This is a genomic window from Streptomyces sp. NPDC101118, from assembly GCF_044759445.1.
Classification (GTDB): Bacteria; Actinomycetota; Actinomycetes; order Streptomycetales; family Streptomycetaceae; genus Streptomyces.
On record NZ_JBIVZG010000001.1, the window covers coordinates 441,815 to 459,054 of the forward strand.

Sequence of the window (17,240 nt, forward strand, 5' to 3'; positions counted from 1 at the left end):
ACGGGCCCGTTCCCCCTCCCGGGGCGGGCCCGCGGCGGTCCCCGGCGAGTGCCGTGACCCCCGGCCGCGCCAAACCGTTTCGTGGCCGGGGGGCCGGGCCCCATAGGATTGGGCCCGAAACTACACACTCACCACCCTCAGAGGATCGCTGCATGCCTGGCATCACGCGCGAGGAGGTCGCCCACCTCGCTCGGCTGGCGCGTCTGGAGCTGTCCGGCGACGAGCTGGACCACTTCGCCGGTCAGCTGGACGACATCATCGGCGCGGTCGCCCGCGTCGCCGAGGTCGCCGACCAAGACGTACCCCCGACCTCCCACCCGCTGCCGCTGACCAACGTCATGCGTGCGGACGAGGTCCGTCCGTCGCTCACCCCCGAGCAGGCGCTTTCCGGCGCTCCCGCCCAGGAGCAGCAGCGTTTCAAGGTGCCGCAGATCCTGGGGGAGGACTAAGACCATGACGGACAGCAACATCATCAAGCTCACGGCCGCCGAGATCGCCGCGAAGATCGCCTCCGGCGAGCTGACCGCGGTGCAGGTCACCGAGGCCCACCTCGCCCGCATCGAGGCCGTCGACGAGAAGGTGCACGCCTTCCTGCACGTCGACCGCGAGGGTGCCCTCGCGCAGGCCCGCGCCGTGGACGAGAAGCGCGCCAAGGGCGAGAAGCTGGGCCCGCTGGCCGGCGTCCCGCTCGCGCTCAAGGACATCTTCACCACGAAGGGCGTCCCCACCACCGTCGGCTCCAAGATCCTCGAAGGCTGGATCCCGCCGTACGACGCCACCCTGACGCGCAAGCTGAAGGAGGCCGACGTCGTCATCCTCGGCAAGACCAACATGGACGAGTTCGCCATGGGGTCCTCGACCGAGAACAGCGCGTACGGCCCGACCGGCAACCCGTGGGACCTCACGCGCATCCCCGGCGGCTCCGGCGGCGGCTCCTCCGCCGCGCTGGCGTCGTACGAGGCCCCGCTCGCCATCGGCACGGACACCGGCGGCTCCATCCGCCAGCCCGCGGCCGTCACCGCGACCGTCGGCGTGAAGCCGACGTACGGCGGCGTCTCCCGCTACGGCATGGTGGCCTTCTCCAGCTCCCTCGACCAGGGCGGCCCCTGTGCCCGTACGGTCCTCGACGCGGCCCTGCTGCACGAGGTCATCGCCGGCCACGACCCGCTCGACTCGACCTCCATCGACGCCCCGGTCCCGCCGGTCGTCGAGGCGGCCCGCAACGGCTCCGTCGCCGGCATGCGCGTCGGCGTCGTCAAGCAGTTCGCCGGCGAGGGCTACCAGGCCGGTGTCGTCCAGCGCTTCAACGAGTCGGTCGAGCTCCTCAAGGAGCTCGGCGCCGAGATCGTCGAGCTGGACTGCCCGTCGTTCGACCTGGCGCTCGCCGCGTACTACCTGATCGCGCCGTCCGAGTGCTCCTCGAACCTGGCCCGCTTCGACGCCATGCGCTACGGCCTGCGCGTCGGTGACGACGGCACCAAGTCCGCCGAGGACGTCACGGCCCTGACCCGCGAGGCCGGCTTCGGCCCCGAGGTGAAGCGCCGCATCATGCTCGGCACGTACGCGCTCAGCTCCGGCTACTACGACGCGTACTACGGCTCGGCCCAGAAGGTCCGCACGCTCATCACGAAGGACTTCGAGAAGGCCTTCGAGCAGGTCGACGTGATCGTCTCCCCGACGACCCCGACCACCGCCTTCCCGATCGGCGAGCGCGCCGACGACCCGATGGCGATGTACCTCGCGGACCTGTGCACCATCCCGACCAACCTGGCCGGCAACGCCGCCATGTCGCTGCCCTGCGGCCTGGCGCCGGAGGACGGTCTGCCGGTCGGTCTGCAGATCATCGCCCCGGCGATGAAGGACGACCGCCTGTACAAGGTCGGTGCCGCCGTCGAGGCCGCCTTCATCAGCCGCTGGGGTCACCCGCTGCTTGAGGAGGCACCGTCGCTGTGAGCAACGCACTGACCAAGGCCAAGGGCTTCAAGAAGTCCAAGTCCGGTACGTACCTGTCCATCGGCGCCACCGCCTTCGGCGCGATCGGCGTCGCCAAGCAGGTCAAGAAGGCCCGCCTGGAGAACGACACGCTCAAGCTGGTCGACGCCGTGGTGTCCGCCGCCGCCATCGTGACCGGCCTCGCGATCCTGTACCGCGAGCTGCGGCGCCTCGGCGACGACGACGTTCTGCTGGGCTGAGAGGGAAAGTTTCACCGTGACCGTCACCGAACTCCTGTCGTACGAGGCCGCGCTGGGCGCGTACGACCCCGTCATGGGTCTTGAGGTCCACGTCGAGCTCGGCACCAGGACCAAGATGTTCTGCGGCTGCTCGACCGAGCTGGGCGCCGAGCCCAACTCGCAGACCTGCCCCACCTGCCTCGGCCTGCCCGGCTCGCTGCCGGTCGTCAACGCGATCGGCGTCGAGTCCGCCATCAAGATCGGCCTCGCGCTGAACTGCGAGATCGCCGAGTGGTGCCGCTTCGCCCGGAAGAACTACTTCTATCCGGACATGCCGAAGAACTTCCAGACCTCCCAGTACGACGAGCCGATCGCCTTCAACGGCTACCTGGACGTCCAGCTGGAGGACGGCGAGGTCTTCCGCGTCGAGATCGAGCGCGCGCACATGGAGGAGGACACCGGCAAGTCCACCCACGTGGGCGGCGCGACGGGCCGTATCCACGGCGCCTCGCACTCGCTCCTGGACTATAACCGCGCCGGCATCCCGCTCATCGAGATCGTCACCAAGCCGATCGTCGGTGCCGGCGAGCGCGCCCCCGAGGTCGCCAAGGCGTACGTCGCCGAGCTGCGCGAGCTCATCAAGGCGCTCGGCGTCTCCGAGGCCCGCATGGAGATGGGCCAGATGCGCTGCGACGTCAACCTCTCCCTCATGCCGAAGGGCGCGGAGAAGTTCGGCACGCGCTCGGAGACCAAGAACGTCAACTCGCTGCGCAGCGTGGAGCGGGCCGCCCGTTACGAGATCATGCGCCACGCGGCCGTCCTGCAGTCCGGCGGGACGATCATCCAGGAGACCCGCCACTTCCACGAGGACGACGGCTCCACGACGTCCGGCCGTGTGAAGGAGGAGGCGGAGGACTACCGCTACTTCCCCGAGCCGGACCTGGTGCCGGTGGCCCCCTCGCGCGAGTGGGTCGAGGAGCTGCGGGGCACCCTGCCCGAGCTGCCGCGCGTCCGCCGCAACCGGCTCCGCGAGGAGTGGGGCATCGGCGAGTTCGACATGCAGTCGATCCTCAACGCCGGTGCGGTCGACCTGATCGTCGCGACGATCGAGGCCGGTGCCGACTCGGCGTCCGCCCGCAAGTGGTGGATGGGCGAGCTGGCGCGCAACGCGAACGAGACGGGCAAGGGCCTGGACGAGCTGGGCGTCGCCCCGGCCGACGTGGCCCGGGTCTCGGCCCTGGTCGCCGAGGGCTCGCTCAACGACAAGCTGGCCCGCCAGGTCATCGAGGGCCTGCTGGCCGGCGAGGGCACGCCGGACGAGGTCGTCGAGAAGCGCGGCCTGAAGGTCGTCTCCGACGACGGCGCCCTGGGTGCCGCGGTGGACGAGGCCATCGCCGGGAACGCGGCCATCGCGGACAAGATCCGCGGCGGCAAGGTCGCCGCGGTCGGCGCCCTGGTCGGCGCGGTCATGAAGACCACCCGCGGCCAGGCCGACGCGGCCCGCGTGAAGGAACTGATCCTGGAGCGCCTGGGCGTCGAGGGCTGACGCCCACCGCAGCTCGCGCAGCACGCACCCGAAAGCGCCCCGTACCGGTCGACGACCGGTACGGGGCGCTTCGCGTTCGGGGGACGGTCTCGGGAAGGCGGCCGGTGCCGGGGTGCGGGGCAGGAGCGGTAGCTGCCGGGGCGGCCTCAGAGAAGTGCACGTATCTGGGGTTGTCCGCCGACCGAGGGTTTCCGGGCCGGGGCACCCTGTCAAGGGCGCTCCTTCGTCGCGTCGCCTGCGGCGATTCCACTTCGTTCCACCCTTGACAGGGCACCCCGGCCCGGAAGGCAAAACCCTCGGCGGACACCCCCAGGAAAGACGCCCAGGGGGACTTCCCAGGTCAGTCGGTACCGGGTGCGTGACGCGGCAGCGAGGCCCGGCCCCCGCCCAGAGGGGCGGACGCGTCAGCGTCCGTAGGCCCTCCGCCCGTCTCAGCGACTTCCGGGCCGTCTGTGCCCTTTCATAAGCCGCCACAAATCGCTACGCGCTCCTGCCTCAGGGCGGCGGACGGCCGTCTGTGGCCGGACATAGGCCGCCAGCGATCGCATGTGCTTCTCACGCCACGCGATGACCGGCCCGTCGTGGTGGGACATAGGCCGCCAGCGATGGGTAGGGCGCTTTTCACGTCTCAGCGTCCGCCCGGCCGGTCGTGGTGGGACAAGAGCCGCCCACGGTGGCCGCGTGCGGCTCTCGCTGGGCGGCTGGCGGGCCGTCCCGCCCGCCAGTTGCGGGAAATGGACACTGGATCCGGGTCATCCCCGACGCCCGTCCCTTCCCACGTCCCTTCCCGGCCCAAAACGGCCGTTCGCCGCCGTGAGGCAGGAGCGCGTAGCGATCGTTGGCGGCATATGAAGGGGCACAGGCGGCCCGGAGGCCGCTGAGATGGCTGGTGGGCCTACGGACGGTGGTGCGTCCGCCCCGTGGGGCGGGGCCGTACCCCGGCGCCGGGATGCGTACCTGGTACCGGAATGCATGAGGAGTGGCCAGGGCGTCTTTTCTGGGGTTGTCCGCCGAGGTCTTTGCCTTCCGGGCCGGGGTGCCCTGTCAAGGGTGGAACGAAGTGGAATCGCCGCAGGCGACGCGGAGCGCAGCGGAGCGCCCTTGACAGGGTGCCCCGGCCCGGAAACCCTCGGTCGGCGGACGGCCCCAGACCGCTCAGCTGTGGGTTCGGGCCGGGGTTTGTGCCCTCAGCGGCAGGACGAGGTATTGCTGGACTTCCCGGTCACCGCTGCACGTTGAGGAAGCAGAGGCGGGCCTGCTTGGCCGGGAGGTAGACCTCCGGGAGGTCGATTTCCGGGAGTTCGACTTCCGGGCCCAGTTCGAAGCCGGTGCGCTGGAGGCGGGCGATGGCCTTGGTGTTCGAGGCGTCCGGCTCGGCGACGATGCGGGTCGCGCCGCCCGCGAGGGTGAACGTCATCAGTGCGCCCAGCAGCTTGCCGCTGAAGCCCGGTACGGCCGGGCCCTCCGAGGGGGCCAGCATCAGGTGGACGCCGATGTCGCCCGGCCGGACCTCGTAGCACTCGCTGACCCGGTCCTCGGCCGGCTCGTACGTCTGGAACAGCATGACCGGCTGCCCGTCCAGGCGGACCAGGAAGGCGTGGTGCGTGGTGCGGCGGTCGACGTCCTCGTAGATCTCCCGGACGAGTTCGAGGCTCGCCTCGCGCATGCCCCAGAAGCGGGCCCGCTCCTGCGTCACCCAGGAGTGGACGAGGGGGGAGTCGGCCGCCGGGTCCAGGGGGGAGACGGTGACCGTGCCGAGGCCGTCGACGTGCTGGGTGAAGACCGCGGGTCTGGTGGGGGCGGCGGGCGTGGTGGGGGAGGTCATTCGGATTCCTTCGTGAGACGGGTCCAGTCGGTGACGACCGGGACGAGCTCGCCCTGTGCCCAGAGCGGCAGTTGGTCGCGGTGGTGCGGGCCGGCCGGGACGCCGTCGGCGCCCAGCGGTACGGCCCAGAGGCTGTCCTCGCGGCGGGCGAGGTCCCAGACGTAACGGGCTGCCGGGCCGCGGGCGGTGCGGTCCGTGACGCCCGGGACGCTGGAGGTGGCCAGGACGCAGTCGTGGTCGCCGGCCAGGCCGGGCCAGGTGGCCTCGGGGTCGGGGAGGGCCTGCCAGGGGGTGAGTACGTGGACTTCGCCCCAGGTGGTGTCGGGCAGGGGGGACGCCGCCAGTTCTTCCAGGGCAGCGCGGACGTGGGCCGGGCGGTCCAGGTCCGGGAGGAGGTCGGTGGCGAGGAGGCCTTCGAGGGCGTAGCCGACGCGGGGGACCAGGTAGAGCCAGGGGTGGAAGACCTCCGGGCCCGTGGGGAGGGCCGAGAGGGCGGCCAGCGACGGGTCGGCCGCGATGCGGCGGATGACGTTCGTGCGGAGCGATGCGAAGAGGGCCGCCTCGCTGCTGTCCGCCGCCATGTGGTGGTTCCAGGTGAGGAGGCGGTCGCGCAGGGCCTCTGCTTCCGGGGAGAGGTACGTGAGTTCCTTCGCCAGCGCCAGCAGCGGGGCCGCCGAGGCCAGGTGGGTGTCCGTGTGGATCGACGCCATGTCCTTGCCGGACCAGTCCGCCGAGCCGGTGAGGAGGTCGCGGATGCGGTTCGCGCGGTGCGGGGGAGCGAACTCCACGCCGAGCGGGGACGCGATGCCGCGGGCGTTGGCCATCACCGCGAAGCCCTGGACCGGCTCGGACGGGGTCTCCGCCCAGCCCTGCCAGGCGTGTTCCGGCTCCCAGGCCGGCACGAGGCGCAGGCTGTTGGCGCGGGGGCGGAGCGGGACGGCTCCGGCGACGCGGTGCAGCAGACCGCCCTCGGTGTCGGCCGCGTGGACGACGTTGACGGGTTCGGCCCAGCCGTCGAAGGCCCGGTCGATGTCGGCGACGGTGCGGGCGCGGAGCAGGGCGGGGAGGGCGGCGAAGCCGAGGTCGTTGCGGACGCGGGGCGGGTAGCGGAGGGCCACCGCTTCCTCGGTGTCCTCGAAGCCCTCCGTGTCCTCGGCGTCCTTGCCGCCCTCGCTGTCCTCGGTGTTGAAGTCGGTGGTGCCGGCTGTCGTCGTGACGGAGGCCCCCGTCACGCCCTCCACCGGTTCGTCCGCGCCGATGACGACCGGGCCGCGCGGCGTTTCCAGGACCTCCACCGTCACCGGGTCCGCGCCGGCGACCTCGATGGTCTCCGTGTGGTGCTGTACGGACTCCCAGCGGCCGTCCGGGCCGAGCGCCTCCACGAGGGTGCCGGTCCGGCGCAGGCGTTCGCGGTACAGGTCCTGGTAGTCGGCCATGGCGTTGGTGATCGCCCAGGCGGCGGTGCCCGTGTGGCCGAAGTGGGCGAGGCCCGGGACGCCGGGGACCGCCAGGCCCAGGACGTCGTACTCCGGGCAGGAGAGGCGGATCTGCTGGTAGACGCCCGGGTCTTCGATGAAGCGGTGCGGGTCGCCCGCGATGATCGCCGCGCCGGTGGTGGTGCGGTCGCCCGGCACCAGCCAGCCGTTGCTGCCCGAGGTGCCCGGGCCGTCGGTGGCGAAGAGCGTGGTCGCCTCGGGGCCGAGCGCGCGGGCCACCCGCTCCCGCCACAGCTTCGTGGGGAAGCCGGCGAACAGGATGTGCGTGGACAGCCAGATGCCCAGCGGCACCCAGGGCTCCCACGGCTCGGTGCGCAGCCCGGTCTCCGCGAAGCGGGGGTCGCGGGCGGCGCCCTGCGGCATGCCCGCGTTGACGCCGTCGACGTACGACCTCACCCAGGCGGCAGTCTCCGGGTCCAGGGCCTCGAAGCAGCGGCGGGCGGTGTCGTCCAGGCGCGAGCGCCGGGCGAACCGGTCCCAGGCGACGGCCTCCGCGCCGAGGAAGGCCGCGGTGGTGCCCTGGGCGCGGCGGCGCTCGACTTCGAGCTGCCAGGCGCGGTCGTGTGCGGTCACGCGCCCCTGGGCGAAGGCGAGTTCACGGGCATCTGACGCGCGAAGGTGCGGGATGCCCCAGGCGTCCCGGTAGACCTCGGTACTCACACTGCTCCCCGGGTGCATTAGGTTAGGCTGGCCTAAGTGTAAGCATGCCGTCCGTGGGGGCGGCAGCCAGGGGAAGGGACCCACGGTGGGGGTTGGGAAGGGCTGGGAGCACGTCGTCCTCAAGCTGCTGCGCGGCAAGGACTTCGTCTTCACGGTGACGGGGACCGAGGACGTCACGGACCACTACCGCCGGGTGCGGATGAGCGACGGCGGGCTGCTCGCGGCCGTCGGCGGGGCCCTGCACCCCACGATGTGGGTGCGGCTGTGGTTCCACGACGGCGGCCGGCCGCACCAGCGGGCGTACACGCTGGTGGATCCCGATCCCGCCGCCGGCACGTTCTCGCTGGAGTTCGCCCTGCACGACGGGGTGGCGAGCGACTGGGCGCGCGCGGCGGAGCCCGGCGACACCGTCGAGGCCACCGTGCAGGGCACCGGCTTCACGACGCCGTCGCCCGCGCCGCCGCGGCTGCTGGTGATCGGCGACCCGGCCTCGCTGCCGGCCATCAACTCGCTGCTGGACGCGCACGCGGACGTACCGGCCACGATCTGGTTCGAGACCCAGCACGGCTCGGACGAGGAGCTGCCGGTACGGGTGGACGCCGGGCGGCACGAGCTGCGACGGGTGCCGCGGGACGGGAGCGCGCTGGTGGACCGGGTGCGGTCGGAGCTGCCGGAGCTGGTCGGGGACCCCGAGCAGGCGTACGTGTGGCTGGCCTGCGACGCGGCCACGACCCGTACGCTGACCGGCTTCGTCCGCAAGGAGCTGGGCCTGCCCAAGCAGCGGGTGAACGCGCTGGGTTACTGGCGCGCGGCCTGAGCGACGGCGGCCTGAGCGACCGCGCCCTGAGCGCCGCCGGCCGGGGCGGTCGGGGTACGGCCCCCCGCGGCCGGTCCCTCGTACAGCGCCGCCGTGGCGCGGACCGCCTCCTGCAGCGCGGTCCGCAGCTCCGGCGGGTCCAGCACCTCCACCGCCGGGCCCAGGGCGAGGAACGCGGCCAGGGCCTGCTCCGGCGACTCGGTCGGCAGCACCGCCCTGGTCCAGCCGTCCGCCTCCGGTACGCCGTTCTCCGCGGCCGCCCGGGCCGCCGCGCCCGGCAGCCGCGCCGCCGCCCCCGGCGCGAGCCGCACCGTGGCCTCCCCCTGCCGCAGCCGGACGTGGAAGTCCCGCTGCGCGGCGGCCCAGTGGGCCGCCAGGTCGAAGCCGGCCGGAATCTCGAAGGCGTCCCCGGTGACCGCGACCGACAGGATCTGGTCCACCCGGTACGTACGCGGCCCCGGCGCCGCCACCAGGTACCAGCGCCCCGCCTTCAGCACCAGGCCGTACGGGTCGAGCACCCGGTCCACGTCGGTCGGCTCCTTCCACCGCCGGTACCGGACCCGCAGCGTCCGCCCGGCCCACACCGCGTCGGCGACCTCCGGGAGGTGCCGCAGGTCGTCGTCCTCCGCGTACCAGCCCGGCGCGTCCAGGTGGAAGCGCGCGCGCATCCGGTCGGCCTCGGCCCGCAGTTCGGGCGGGAGCGCGGCGCGCAGCTTGAGTTCGGTGGAGGCGAGGGACGCGCCCAGGCCCAGTGCGGAGGCCGCGCCCGGCAGCCCGGCGAGGAACAGGCTCTGCGCCTCGGGGGTGTTGAGCCCGGTGAGGCGGGTGCGGTAGCCGTCGAGCAGCCGGTAGCCGCCGTGGTGGCCCGGGTCGCCGTACAGCGGGACGCCCGCGGCGTGCAGGGCCTCGATGTCGCGGTACACCGTGCGGGGCGAGACCTCCAGCTCGGCGGCGAGCTCGTCGGCGGTCAGCCGGCCGCGGGTCTGGAGGAGCAGGATGATCGAGAGCAGGCGGCTGGACTTCACTGACGCAGGCTGTCAGGGAAGCGGCCCTACGGTCCACCCATGACCAAGACCACCACGGCCGATCGCACCCCCACGGACTTCGACTTCCTCGCGGGGGAGTGGCGGGTCGCCAACCGCCGCCTGAAGGACTTCCTCGACCCCGCGAGCGGGTGGGAGGAGTTCCCGGCCACCAGCCGCGGCACGCGCCACTTCGACGGCGGCGCGAGCTTCGACGAGATCGAGTTCCCCACCCTCGGCTCCGGCGGGCTCACCCTGCGCCTGTACGACCGGCAGACCGGCCTGTGGTCCCTGTACTGGGCGAGCCGCCGCACCGGCACCCTCTTCCCGCCGGTGACGGGCGGCTTCGGACCGGACGGCGTGGGCCTGTTCCACGGCGAGGACACCTACGACGGCCGCCCGGTCCGCGTCCGCTTCGTCTGGTCCGGCATCACCGGGGACGCGGCCCAGTGGGAACAGTCCTTCTCGACGGACGGCGAGCAGACCTGGCTGGTGAACTGGACCATGCACCTCACCCGCACCTGACCCCCGCCCCGGCGGCGCCCCGCCGCGCGTCCCCGGTCTCGCGCTACGCGCCCACCGTGCCGTCGATGCCCTCGCGGAGGAAGTCCGCGTGGCCGTTGTGGCGGGCGTACTCGTGGATGAGGTGGAGCATCACCAGGCGCAGCGAGACCTCCGTGTCCCAGTTGCGGTTGTGCGCGGTGACGTCCAGGGAGGCGGCCGCGGCCTCGATGCGGCGGGCGTGGGCCACCTCCTCCTGCCAGGCCGCGAAGGCCTCGGCGCGGGTGGCGCCCGTGTCGTCGTACGCCGCCTGGTAGTCGCCGTCCGGTGACCAGCGCAGCGGGACGTCCTCGGCGTTCACGGTCCGCCGGAACCAGGTGCGCTCCACCTCCGCCATGTGCCGGACCAGGCCGAGGAGGGTGAGGGTCGAGGGCGGCATCGAGCGCTGCCGGAGCTGCTCGTCGGTGAGGCCCTCGCACTTCAGGGCCAGGGTGGCCCGGTGGTAGTCGAGGAAGGCGCGCAGGGTCTCGCGCTCGCCGCCGGTGAGCGGCGGTGCGACGCGCTCGACGGGGCTTCCGGGATCGGGTTCTGCGGGCTCGACGGGGCTTCCGGGACCGGGTTCCGTGCGCTCGGCCGGGCTTCCGGGGTCGGGTTCCGCGGGCTCGGCTCGGGGGTCGGGTTCCGTGGGCTCGACGGGGCCCGCGGCGTCGGGTTCCGTGGTCATCGGCTGCCCGCCCCGGCCGCCGGGTGCCAGGTGTACGCCATGATCCGGGCCGCCGGCGTGAAGCCCAGCCGCTCCAGGATCGGCCGGCTCATCGAGGACGCGTCCACCTGGAGGTACGGCACCCCGCGCTCGGCGGCGATGCGGGCGCGGTGGGCCACCAGCGCCCGGTAGATGCCCTTGCCGCGCCACTCCGCCACGGTCCCGCCGCCCCACAGGCCGCCGAAGGAGGCACCCGGCAGCAGCTCCAGCCGGGCGGCGCTGACCGGGCGGTCGCCCGCCATGGCGACCACGGCGGCCAGTACCTCCGGCTGCTCCCGGAGCTGGGTCAGCATCAGGTGGCGGACCTGGGGGTTGTCCCGGCCGAAGGCCTCCCGGAGGGCCTCCATCATCAGCTCCACCCCGGCCTCGTCCGTGACCGCCTCCAGCCGTACGCCCGCGGGCGGCTCCGCGTCCAGCGGCAGCGCGCCGACCGGGGCCAGCATCAGCGTCTCGGGCTCGTCGGCCTCGAAGCCGGCCGCCAGCAGGCGGTCGGCCAGGTCGGCCGGGCGGTCGTAGTCGTAGAGCTTCCACTCCCACTCCACGCCCGCGCCCCCCTCGCGGGCCGCGTAGTGCGCCACCTGCTCCGCGATGACCGCGTCCGCGGTGGTCTCGTCGAGGTCCGACCAGATCACGCCGTTCCAGCCGGGGACGGGCCCGGTGTGGCGTACGACGGCCCCGCTCCGCTCGATGAGGCCGTCGGGCCCCTCGGGGGGCGCGCCGCGCCGCATCTCCTCGTCGTATAGGGCCAGGGCGTGTGTGTGATCGAAAGTCATGCGCCCCACCTCAGCACCGCCCGCCCGGCCCGGCAATCGGTTTAGCCTCCGGTCCATGGACATCGAGGGCACGGAGAACGTGTACGTCGGGAACGCCGGCAAGGACGCCCCGCTGGACCGCGGCTGGCTGCTCGGCCACTTCAAGGAGCCCGGCGACGTCCGCCACAGCGAGGACGTCGAGATCAAGTGGGGCGTCCACCCGCGGGGCGAGGAGCGGGCCCAGTGGGTCCGCGGCGAGGGGCGGGTGGCCCTCCAGGTGCTGATCAGTGGACGGTTCCGGCTGGAGCTGCCGGGCCGCAGCGTGGTCCTCGCCGAGCAGGGCGACTACGTGGTCTGGGGACGTGGGGTGGATCACTCCTGGTACGCGGAGGAGGACTCCGTGGTGCTGACCGTCAGGTGGCCCTCGGTGCCCGGATATGCGGTGCCTGATCCGGAAACCCGCAGGTAACAAGGGTGGAATGATTCCGTCCGCTCTGCGAACACGCCTTGACGCGATCCTTATGTCTTAGGTAAGCCTTACCTGTCTTTCAGGATCCGTCAGGGAGTCGCCCGTGTCCGCCGTACCCGCCAGCACCGTCCCCGGCCGGCTCAGACCCATGCGCCTCCACGACTCGTGGTGGACCGTCGCCGCCGCCTCGCTCGTCGCCCTGGTGGTGCTGACCGGGGGCCTCTGGTTCTCCGCCCACGTCCACACCGACCCCGTCCTGCACGAGGCGGCCCTCTTCGTGCACCTGGCCTCCCTGGTCCTCGGCTTCGGCGCCGTGCTCGCCGCCGACTGGTACGGCGGCCTCTGGCTGCTCGGCCGCTGCTCCCTCGACGAGGCCCTCGCCGTCATCGGCCGGCTGCACGCCCCCATCTGGGCCGGCCTCGCAGGGCTCGTGGCCAGCGGCTTCATGCTCCATCCCGACCTCGGCTCCCCGCTGACCCGCGCCAAGCTCGTGATGGTCGCGCTGCTCACCGTCAACGGCCTCCAGGCCGGTCTCCTCACCCGCCGGCTCGCCTCTCCCGGACGGGGGGTCCTGATCTGGGCCGGCGCCACCGGGCTCGTCTCGCAGCTGTGCTGGTGGGGCTCGGTCGTGGTCGGCTTCCTCAACACCCGGCGCTGACGTCCGTCCCCCGCCCGGGTGACCGCCGCCCCGGGTGCCGCCGCCGGTCGGGCACACTGCCCCTGACCGAGGTCCCGGGCACCCTGCCCCTGACCAACGTCCCCCAACCTCGTCGCCGCTGTGACGATGCACACGAAACGGACTAACGATCACCAAACGCTGACATCGTGGCGATGCAGGTCAAAAGCCTACTCGTTCCGTTCTTTGCGCCGGGCCCCTCCCGTAAAGATCCGAACCACCAGGGAGAGCCCGTTGGCAGCAATCGCACGGTGGTGCATGCGGCATCGCCTCGTCGCCGTCCTGCTCTGGCTCATCGCCCTCGGCGGCACCACTGCGGCGGCGGCCTTCGCGGGCTCCGCCTACTCCAACAACTACGAGGTCCCGGGCACCGAGTCCGGCGAGGCCACCGAACTGCTCCGCAAGGGCTTCCACGGCCAGGGCGGTGACACCGACACCGTCGTCTGGCGCACCGGTCCCTCCCAGACCGCCCGGACCCCCTCCGTCGAGCAGCGGATGAGCCAGACCCTCGACGAGATAGCCGAGCTCCCCGGCGTCGGCTCCGTCACCAGCCCGTACTCCTTCGAGGGCGCCGCCCAGATCAGCGCCGACGGCCGCACCGCGTACGCCGTCGTCACCTTCGACCAGCCGGCCGACGCCGTGCCGCGGTCCGAGGCCCAGGCCGTGGTCGACACCGCCAAGGCCGCCGAGACCGACGACGTACGGATCGAACTCGGCGGCCGCGCCGTCGGGCTCACCGAGGCCCCCACCGCCCACCTCGCCGAGGTCATCGGCGTGGTCGTGGCCGGCGTCGTGCTCTTCCTGGCCTTCGGCTCCCTCGCCGCCAGCACGCTCCCCCTCGCCACCGCCCTGGTGAGCGTCGGCACCGCCTACGCCGGGATCACGCTGCTCGGCCACCTGATGCCGGTCGCGGACTTCGCCCCCATGCTGGGCACCCTGATCGGCCTCGGCGTGGGCATCGACTACGCGCTGTTCATCGTCACCCGGCACCGCAAGGGCCTCAAGCGCGGCCTGCCCGTCGAGGAGGCGGCCCGCAACGCGGTCGCCACCACCGGCCGGGCCGTCGTCTTCGCCGGCGCCACGGTCTGCATCGCCCTGCTCGGCATGCTGATCCTCCGCCTGAACTTCCTCAACGGCGTCGCGATCGCCGCCTCCCTCACCGTGGTGCTCACCGTCGCGGCCTCCGTGACCCTGCTGCCGGCCCTGCTCTCGTACATCGGCATGCGCGCCCTCTCCGGGCGCGAGCGCCGCAAGCTCGCCGAGCACGGCCCCCAGCCCGAGACCACCACGGGCTTCGCCGCCCGCTGGTCGGCCTTCGTCGAGCGCCACCCCAAGCTGCTGGGCGCCGTCGCGGCCGTGGTCATGGCCGTCCTCGCGCTGCCCACCCTCGCGCTCCACCTGGGCACCTCCGACCAGGGCAACAACCCGGCCGCCTCCAGCACCCGCCAGGCGTACGACCTGCTGGCCGAGGGCTTCGGGCCCGGCGTCAACGGCCCCCTGACGCTCGTCGCCCACATGGACAACGCCGGCGACCGCATCGCCCTGCACATGCTCGGCGACCACGTACGCGCCACCGAGGGCGTGGCCTCCGCCGGCCCCGCGGTCTTCAACCGCAGCGGCGACACCGCCGTGCTCACCGTCATGCCCGACTCCTCGCCGCAGTCGAAGGCGACCAGCGCGCTGGTCGACCGGCTCCGCGACGACGTGATCCCCTGGGCCGAGCAGGGCACCACGCTGGAGGTGCACGTCGGCGGCGTCACGGCCGGCTACGACGACTTCGCCGAGGTGATCGTCGGCAAGCTGCCGCTCTTCGTGGGCGTGGTCATCGCCCTCGGCTGCCTCCTGCTGCTGCTCGCCTTCCGGTCGATCGGCATCCCGCTCAAGGCCGCCGCCATGAACGTGGCCGCCGTCGCCTCCTCCTTCGGCATCGTCGTCGCGATCTTCCAGTGGGGCTGGGGCAGCGAGCTGATGGGGCTCGGCAGCGCCGGACCCATCGAGCCCTTCCTGCCCGTGATCATGGTCTCGGTGCTCTTCGGGCTCTCCATGGACTACCAGGTCTTCCTGGTCAGCCGGATGTACGAGGAGTGGCTGGAGACCGGCGACAACCGGCGTGCCGTACGCGTCGGCCTCGCCGAGACCAGCCGCGTGATCAACTCCGCGGCGGTCATCATGATCTCCGTCTTCCTCGCCTTCGTCCTCAGCGGCGACCGGCTGATCGCGATGTTCGGCATCGCCCTGGCCGCCGCCGTGGCCCTGGACGCCTTCGTGCTCCGCACGCTGCTGGTGCCCGCCCTGATGCACATGCTGGGCGGGGCGAACTGGTGGCTGCCGGCCTGGCTGGACCGCCGTATGCCGAAGATCAGCATCGAGCCCCCGGATTGCGCCACACGTGCGACACTGCCGGGGCAGCGGAAGAGCGCGGACGACGGTGCCGACGGCGCCGGGGACGCGGACTCCGCCGTGACGACGCCCGCGGGCCGGTAGCCCGTACGCCGCGGCCCGCCGCCCCCAGCGGCGCCGGCCGCCCGTACGCACGCCGGCCGCCCGGATGCGTACGTACGCCGTGTACGTGCGCACCCCGCCGGGCCGCCCCACCGTCCGTACCCGCCCACCCCGAGGACCAGCCCGCATGTTCGCGATCCCGCTCGCCGAAGACGCCCAGCTCAAGCCGCTCGAGGTCTGGCACGCCGAGGAGTTCCTCGCGCACGTGGACCGTGGCCGGGAGTACATCGGGCAGTACATCGGCTTCGCGGACCGTGCCGCCGACCTGGACGGTGCGCGGGACCTGCTGAGCTCGTTCGCCGGCAAGGCGGCGGCCGACGAGGGGCGCCTCTACGGCATCTGGCTCGACGGCACGCTGGTCGGCGGGGTGCTCTACCGGACCTTCGACACCACCACCGGCACCTGTGAGATCGGCTGCTGGCTGGAGCCCGCGGGCGCCGGGCGCGGGCTGATCACCAGGGCCTGCCGGACGCTGATCGACTGGGCCTTCGTGGGCCGGGGCATGCACCGGGTCGAATGGGTCTGCGCGGCGGACAACACCCCGAGCAGCGCCGTCGCCCGCCGCCTCGGCATGACCCGCGAGGGCGTGCTGCGCGAGGCCCACCTGCACCGGGGCTTCCGCCACGACCTGGAGGTCTGGTCGGTGCTCGCCCGCGAGTGGCCGCCGGCCGAGGCGCCGGCCGAGACCCCGGGCACGCGCCCCCGCCCCGAGCCCCTGCCCCGCCCCGAGCCCGGCGTCTGAGCCGGCCGGCCCCGGCCTGAGGCCAGGGGTGTTCGTCCGCGGTCCCCGGCGCGTGCACGGGTCCGCGCCCGCCGGAGCCTGCTTCGGGGGTGGGTCGTGTGGTGTGCGGGTCCCCCCGGTACTTGACGCGTCGTGGCCTGCAGGCCTCCCCCAGCGCGCCTGAGCTTGCGGGCCCCCGGCCCGAGCCCGGGGCCCAGCCTCCGTGCCCCGGCCCCGGCCCTCTCAGGAAGATCTCAGAATCGCCGCCTACGGTGCCCGCCATGGACACCAAGAGCGCCGACGCGGCCACCGCCCCCGCCGACCCGACCGACGACCCCGCCGCGGACGGCGACCCCGCCGCGGACGGCACGCCCGCCGGGACCGGAGAACCCGGCAGGAAGGCCGCGGACCCCGTCGTGGGCGAGAAGCCCGACGAGGACCTCCTCGACGCCCTGGACGACGACGGCCCCGCCGACGAGGAGCCGCTGCCCGCCGACCCGGACGCGGAGACCGACGCCCCGTACACCGGTGCCGGGGCCGGCGCCGCGGCCGTCGTCGCCGCCGGACTCGGCGTCTCGGCCCTGACCGGCACCTGGGTCTCCCGCGTCGCCGCCGAGCGCCAGACCCTCATAGGCCAGATCGAGTCCCAGACCGCCGCCTCCACCGCCGAGAAGATCTCCGCGCTCTACGGCGACGCCTGGCACCTCACCGCCCTCGTCAACGGAGTCTTCGCGGTCTTCGCGCTGCTCGTCGGCACGGCCGTCCTCCTCCGCCCCGCGTTCGGCGTGCCCGGCCGCACCCTCCCCGCGTGGGTCCGGGCCGTCTCCTGGGGCGCGGTGGGCCTGGGCGTGCTCGGCCTGCTGATCGCCGTCCTCATGTACTTCGACGTCCTCGCCCCCCTGCCCACGGCCCCCTGAGGCACCCCGACGCCGACCCCGCCCCGTCCCGGAGGCACGGCCTAAGGCACCCCCGGCGGGTGCTTAGGCCGGGGCGGGCACCCGGCGCACGCGCCTAAGGCACCCCGCCCCCGGCAGATGCGGCAGTCGCCCGATGTGGCGGCACCCCCTGGGAAGCGAATCTTGGACCACACGGAACGAACGGGCCGTGACCGGGAAGAACCCCCAGGGGAGAACGAGATGTTCGAGTACGAGATCGCCAGCCTCCGCCGCGCCGAACTGCTCCGCGAGGCCGAGGAGTACCGCCGCGTCCGGCAGGCCGAGGAGCACCGCCGGGCCGGCCGCGGCAAGGCCGCCCGCACCGCCGTCAAGGCCGAGGCCGCCCGCCACCGCTTCACCCGCGCCGCCTAGCCGGCACCGGGC

General features: G+C 73.2%; 17 protein-coding genes. 12 read left to right on the forward strand and 5 right to left on the reverse strand.

The window, feature by feature from the left end; all coding sequences use genetic code 11:
- Positions 1–152 precede the first annotated feature (152 nt).
- The 4 genes from gatC to gatB are packed head-to-tail and all read left to right on the forward strand — an operon-like array spanning position 153 to position 3,717.
- Positions 153–449 (forward strand): Asp-tRNA(Asn)/Glu-tRNA(Gln) amidotransferase subunit GatC, encoded by a 297-nt coding sequence (gene gatC, locus ACIQUQ_RS01925; protein ID WP_003955854.1) that lies wholly within the window; start codon positions 153–155, stop codon positions 447–449.
- 4 nt (positions 450–453) lie between these two features.
- On the forward strand, positions 454–1,953 hold the full coding sequence (gene gatA / locus ACIQUQ_RS01930; RefSeq protein WP_403970059.1) for an Asp-tRNA(Asn)/Glu-tRNA(Gln) amidotransferase subunit GatA: 1,500 nt from the start codon (positions 454–456) through the stop codon (positions 1,951–1,953).
- Positions 1,950–2,192, forward strand: coding sequence for a hypothetical protein (locus tag ACIQUQ_RS01935; RefSeq protein ID WP_399948868.1), 243 nt, complete (start codon positions 1,950–1,952; stop codon positions 2,190–2,192). The genes gatA and ACIQUQ_RS01935 overlap by 4 nt, the downstream gene beginning before the upstream one ends.
- 16 nt (positions 2,193–2,208) lie before the next feature.
- The gene (gene gatB, locus ACIQUQ_RS01940; RefSeq protein ID WP_403970063.1) at positions 2,209–3,717 is read left to right on the forward strand and encodes an Asp-tRNA(Asn)/Glu-tRNA(Gln) amidotransferase subunit GatB; all 1,509 of its coding nucleotides are present in this window, start codon (positions 2,209–2,211) and stop codon (positions 3,715–3,717) included.
- A 1,222-nt stretch (positions 3,718–4,939) separates the two neighbouring features.
- Here gatB and ACIQUQ_RS01945 read toward each other — a convergent pair.
- Together ACIQUQ_RS01945 and ACIQUQ_RS01950 are read right to left on the reverse strand one after the other, a co-directional pair.
- Positions 4,940–5,542: a GNAT family N-acetyltransferase gene (locus ACIQUQ_RS01945; protein ID WP_403970066.1), complete on the reverse strand. Its 603-nt coding sequence runs from the start codon at positions 5,540–5,542 to the stop codon at positions 4,940–4,942.
- Positions 5,539–7,698 carry a penicillin acylase family protein gene (locus ACIQUQ_RS01950; RefSeq protein ID WP_403970069.1) on the reverse strand — a complete coding sequence of 720 codons (2,160 nt, stop codon included), beginning with the start codon at positions 7,696–7,698 and terminating at the stop codon, positions 5,539–5,541. Before ACIQUQ_RS01950 ends, ACIQUQ_RS01945 begins: the two co-directional genes overlap by 4 nt.
- Positions 7,699–7,783: 85 nt before the next feature.
- Here ACIQUQ_RS01950 and ACIQUQ_RS01955 point away from each other — a divergent pair, with 85 nt between their 5' ends.
- Entirely contained in the window at positions 7,784–8,515 is a 732-nt protein-coding gene (locus ACIQUQ_RS01955) for a siderophore-interacting protein (protein ID WP_403970072.1), read from the forward strand.
- On the opposite strand, the gene ACIQUQ_RS01960 is transcribed toward ACIQUQ_RS01955, so the two are convergent.
- Positions 8,497–9,540, reverse strand: a complete 1,044-nt coding sequence (locus ACIQUQ_RS01960) for a helix-turn-helix transcriptional regulator (protein ID WP_403970074.1) — start codon at positions 9,538–9,540, stop codon at positions 8,497–8,499. The two genes, ACIQUQ_RS01955 and ACIQUQ_RS01960, sit on opposite strands and share 19 nt — an antisense overlap.
- A gap of 39 nt (positions 9,541–9,579) precedes the next feature.
- Here ACIQUQ_RS01960 and ACIQUQ_RS01965 point away from each other — a divergent pair, with 39 nt between their 5' ends.
- Positions 9,580–10,062, forward strand: a complete 483-nt coding sequence (locus ACIQUQ_RS01965) for a hypothetical protein (RefSeq protein ID WP_403970077.1) — start codon at positions 9,580–9,582, stop codon at positions 10,060–10,062.
- A gap of 43 nt (positions 10,063–10,105) precedes the next feature.
- Here the strand turns inward: ACIQUQ_RS01965 and ACIQUQ_RS01970 are convergent, their stop codons facing one another.
- Both ACIQUQ_RS01970 and ACIQUQ_RS01975 read right to left on the reverse strand, forming a co-directional pair.
- A complete protein-coding gene (locus tag ACIQUQ_RS01970) occupies positions 10,106–10,561 on the reverse strand; it encodes a DinB family protein (protein WP_403970577.1) in 456 nt (151 codons plus the stop codon).
- 197 nt (positions 10,562–10,758) lie between these two features.
- On the reverse strand, positions 10,759–11,574 hold the full coding sequence (locus ACIQUQ_RS01975; RefSeq protein WP_403970080.1) for a GNAT family N-acetyltransferase: 816 nt from the start codon (positions 11,572–11,574) through the stop codon (positions 10,759–10,761).
- A 55-nt stretch (positions 11,575–11,629) separates the two neighbouring features.
- Here ACIQUQ_RS01975 and ACIQUQ_RS01980 point away from each other — a divergent pair, with 55 nt between their 5' ends.
- The 6 genes from ACIQUQ_RS01980 to ACIQUQ_RS02005 all read left to right on the forward strand — a co-directional run bounded on the left by ACIQUQ_RS01980 (position 11,630) and on the right by ACIQUQ_RS02005 (position 17,228).
- Positions 11,630–12,022: a signal peptidase I gene (locus tag ACIQUQ_RS01980; RefSeq protein ID WP_403970083.1), complete on the forward strand. Its 393-nt coding sequence runs from the start codon at positions 11,630–11,632 to the stop codon at positions 12,020–12,022.
- Positions 12,023–12,125: 103 nt separating this feature from the next.
- Positions 12,126–12,680 carry a hypothetical protein gene (locus ACIQUQ_RS01985; protein WP_403970086.1) on the forward strand — a complete coding sequence of 185 codons (555 nt, stop codon included), beginning with the start codon at positions 12,126–12,128 and terminating at the stop codon, positions 12,678–12,680.
- A 252-nt stretch (positions 12,681–12,932) separates the two neighbouring features.
- Complete coding sequence (locus tag ACIQUQ_RS01990; RefSeq protein ID WP_403970089.1) at positions 12,933–15,182, forward strand: MMPL family transporter; 2,250 nt, start codon at positions 12,933–12,935, stop codon at positions 15,180–15,182.
- A 145-nt stretch (positions 15,183–15,327) separates the two neighbouring features.
- Positions 15,328–15,942, forward strand: coding sequence for a GNAT family N-acetyltransferase (locus tag ACIQUQ_RS01995; RefSeq protein WP_403970092.1), 615 nt, complete (start codon positions 15,328–15,330; stop codon positions 15,940–15,942).
- 260 nt (positions 15,943–16,202) lie between these two features.
- Positions 16,203–16,838, forward strand: a complete 636-nt coding sequence (locus ACIQUQ_RS02000) for a hypothetical protein (RefSeq protein WP_403970095.1) — start codon at positions 16,203–16,205, stop codon at positions 16,836–16,838.
- 219 nt (positions 16,839–17,057) lie between these two features.
- Positions 17,058–17,228 (forward strand): hypothetical protein, encoded by a 171-nt coding sequence (locus ACIQUQ_RS02005; protein WP_403970098.1) that lies wholly within the window; start codon positions 17,058–17,060, stop codon positions 17,226–17,228.
- Positions 17,229–17,240 lie beyond the last annotated feature (12 nt).

Coding starts and splice junctions, on each gene's coding strand:
- gatC (WP_003955854.1), top strand. CDS start 153: ATGCCTGGCATCACGCGCGAGGAGGTCGCCCACCTCGCTCGGCTGGCG.
- gatA (WP_403970059.1), top strand. CDS start 454: ATGACGGACAGCAACATCATCAAGCTCACGGCCGCCGAGATCGCCGCG.
- ACIQUQ_RS01945 (WP_403970066.1), bottom strand. CDS start 5,542: ATGACCTCCCCCACCACGCCCGCCGCCCCCACCAGACCCGCGGTCTTC.
- ACIQUQ_RS01965 (WP_403970077.1), top strand. CDS start 9,580: ATGACCAAGACCACCACGGCCGATCGCACCCCCACGGACTTCGACTTC.
- ACIQUQ_RS01975 (WP_403970080.1), bottom strand. CDS start 11,574: ATGACTTTCGATCACACACACGCCCTGGCCCTATACGACGAGGAGATG.
- ACIQUQ_RS01980 (WP_403970083.1), top strand. CDS start 11,630: ATGGACATCGAGGGCACGGAGAACGTGTACGTCGGGAACGCCGGCAAG.
- ACIQUQ_RS01995 (WP_403970092.1), top strand. CDS start 15,328: ATGTTCGCGATCCCGCTCGCCGAAGACGCCCAGCTCAAGCCGCTCGAG.
- ACIQUQ_RS02000 (WP_403970095.1), top strand. CDS start 16,203: ATGGACACCAAGAGCGCCGACGCGGCCACCGCCCCCGCCGACCCGACC.
- ACIQUQ_RS02005 (WP_403970098.1), top strand. CDS start 17,058: ATGTTCGAGTACGAGATCGCCAGCCTCCGCCGCGCCGAACTGCTCCGC.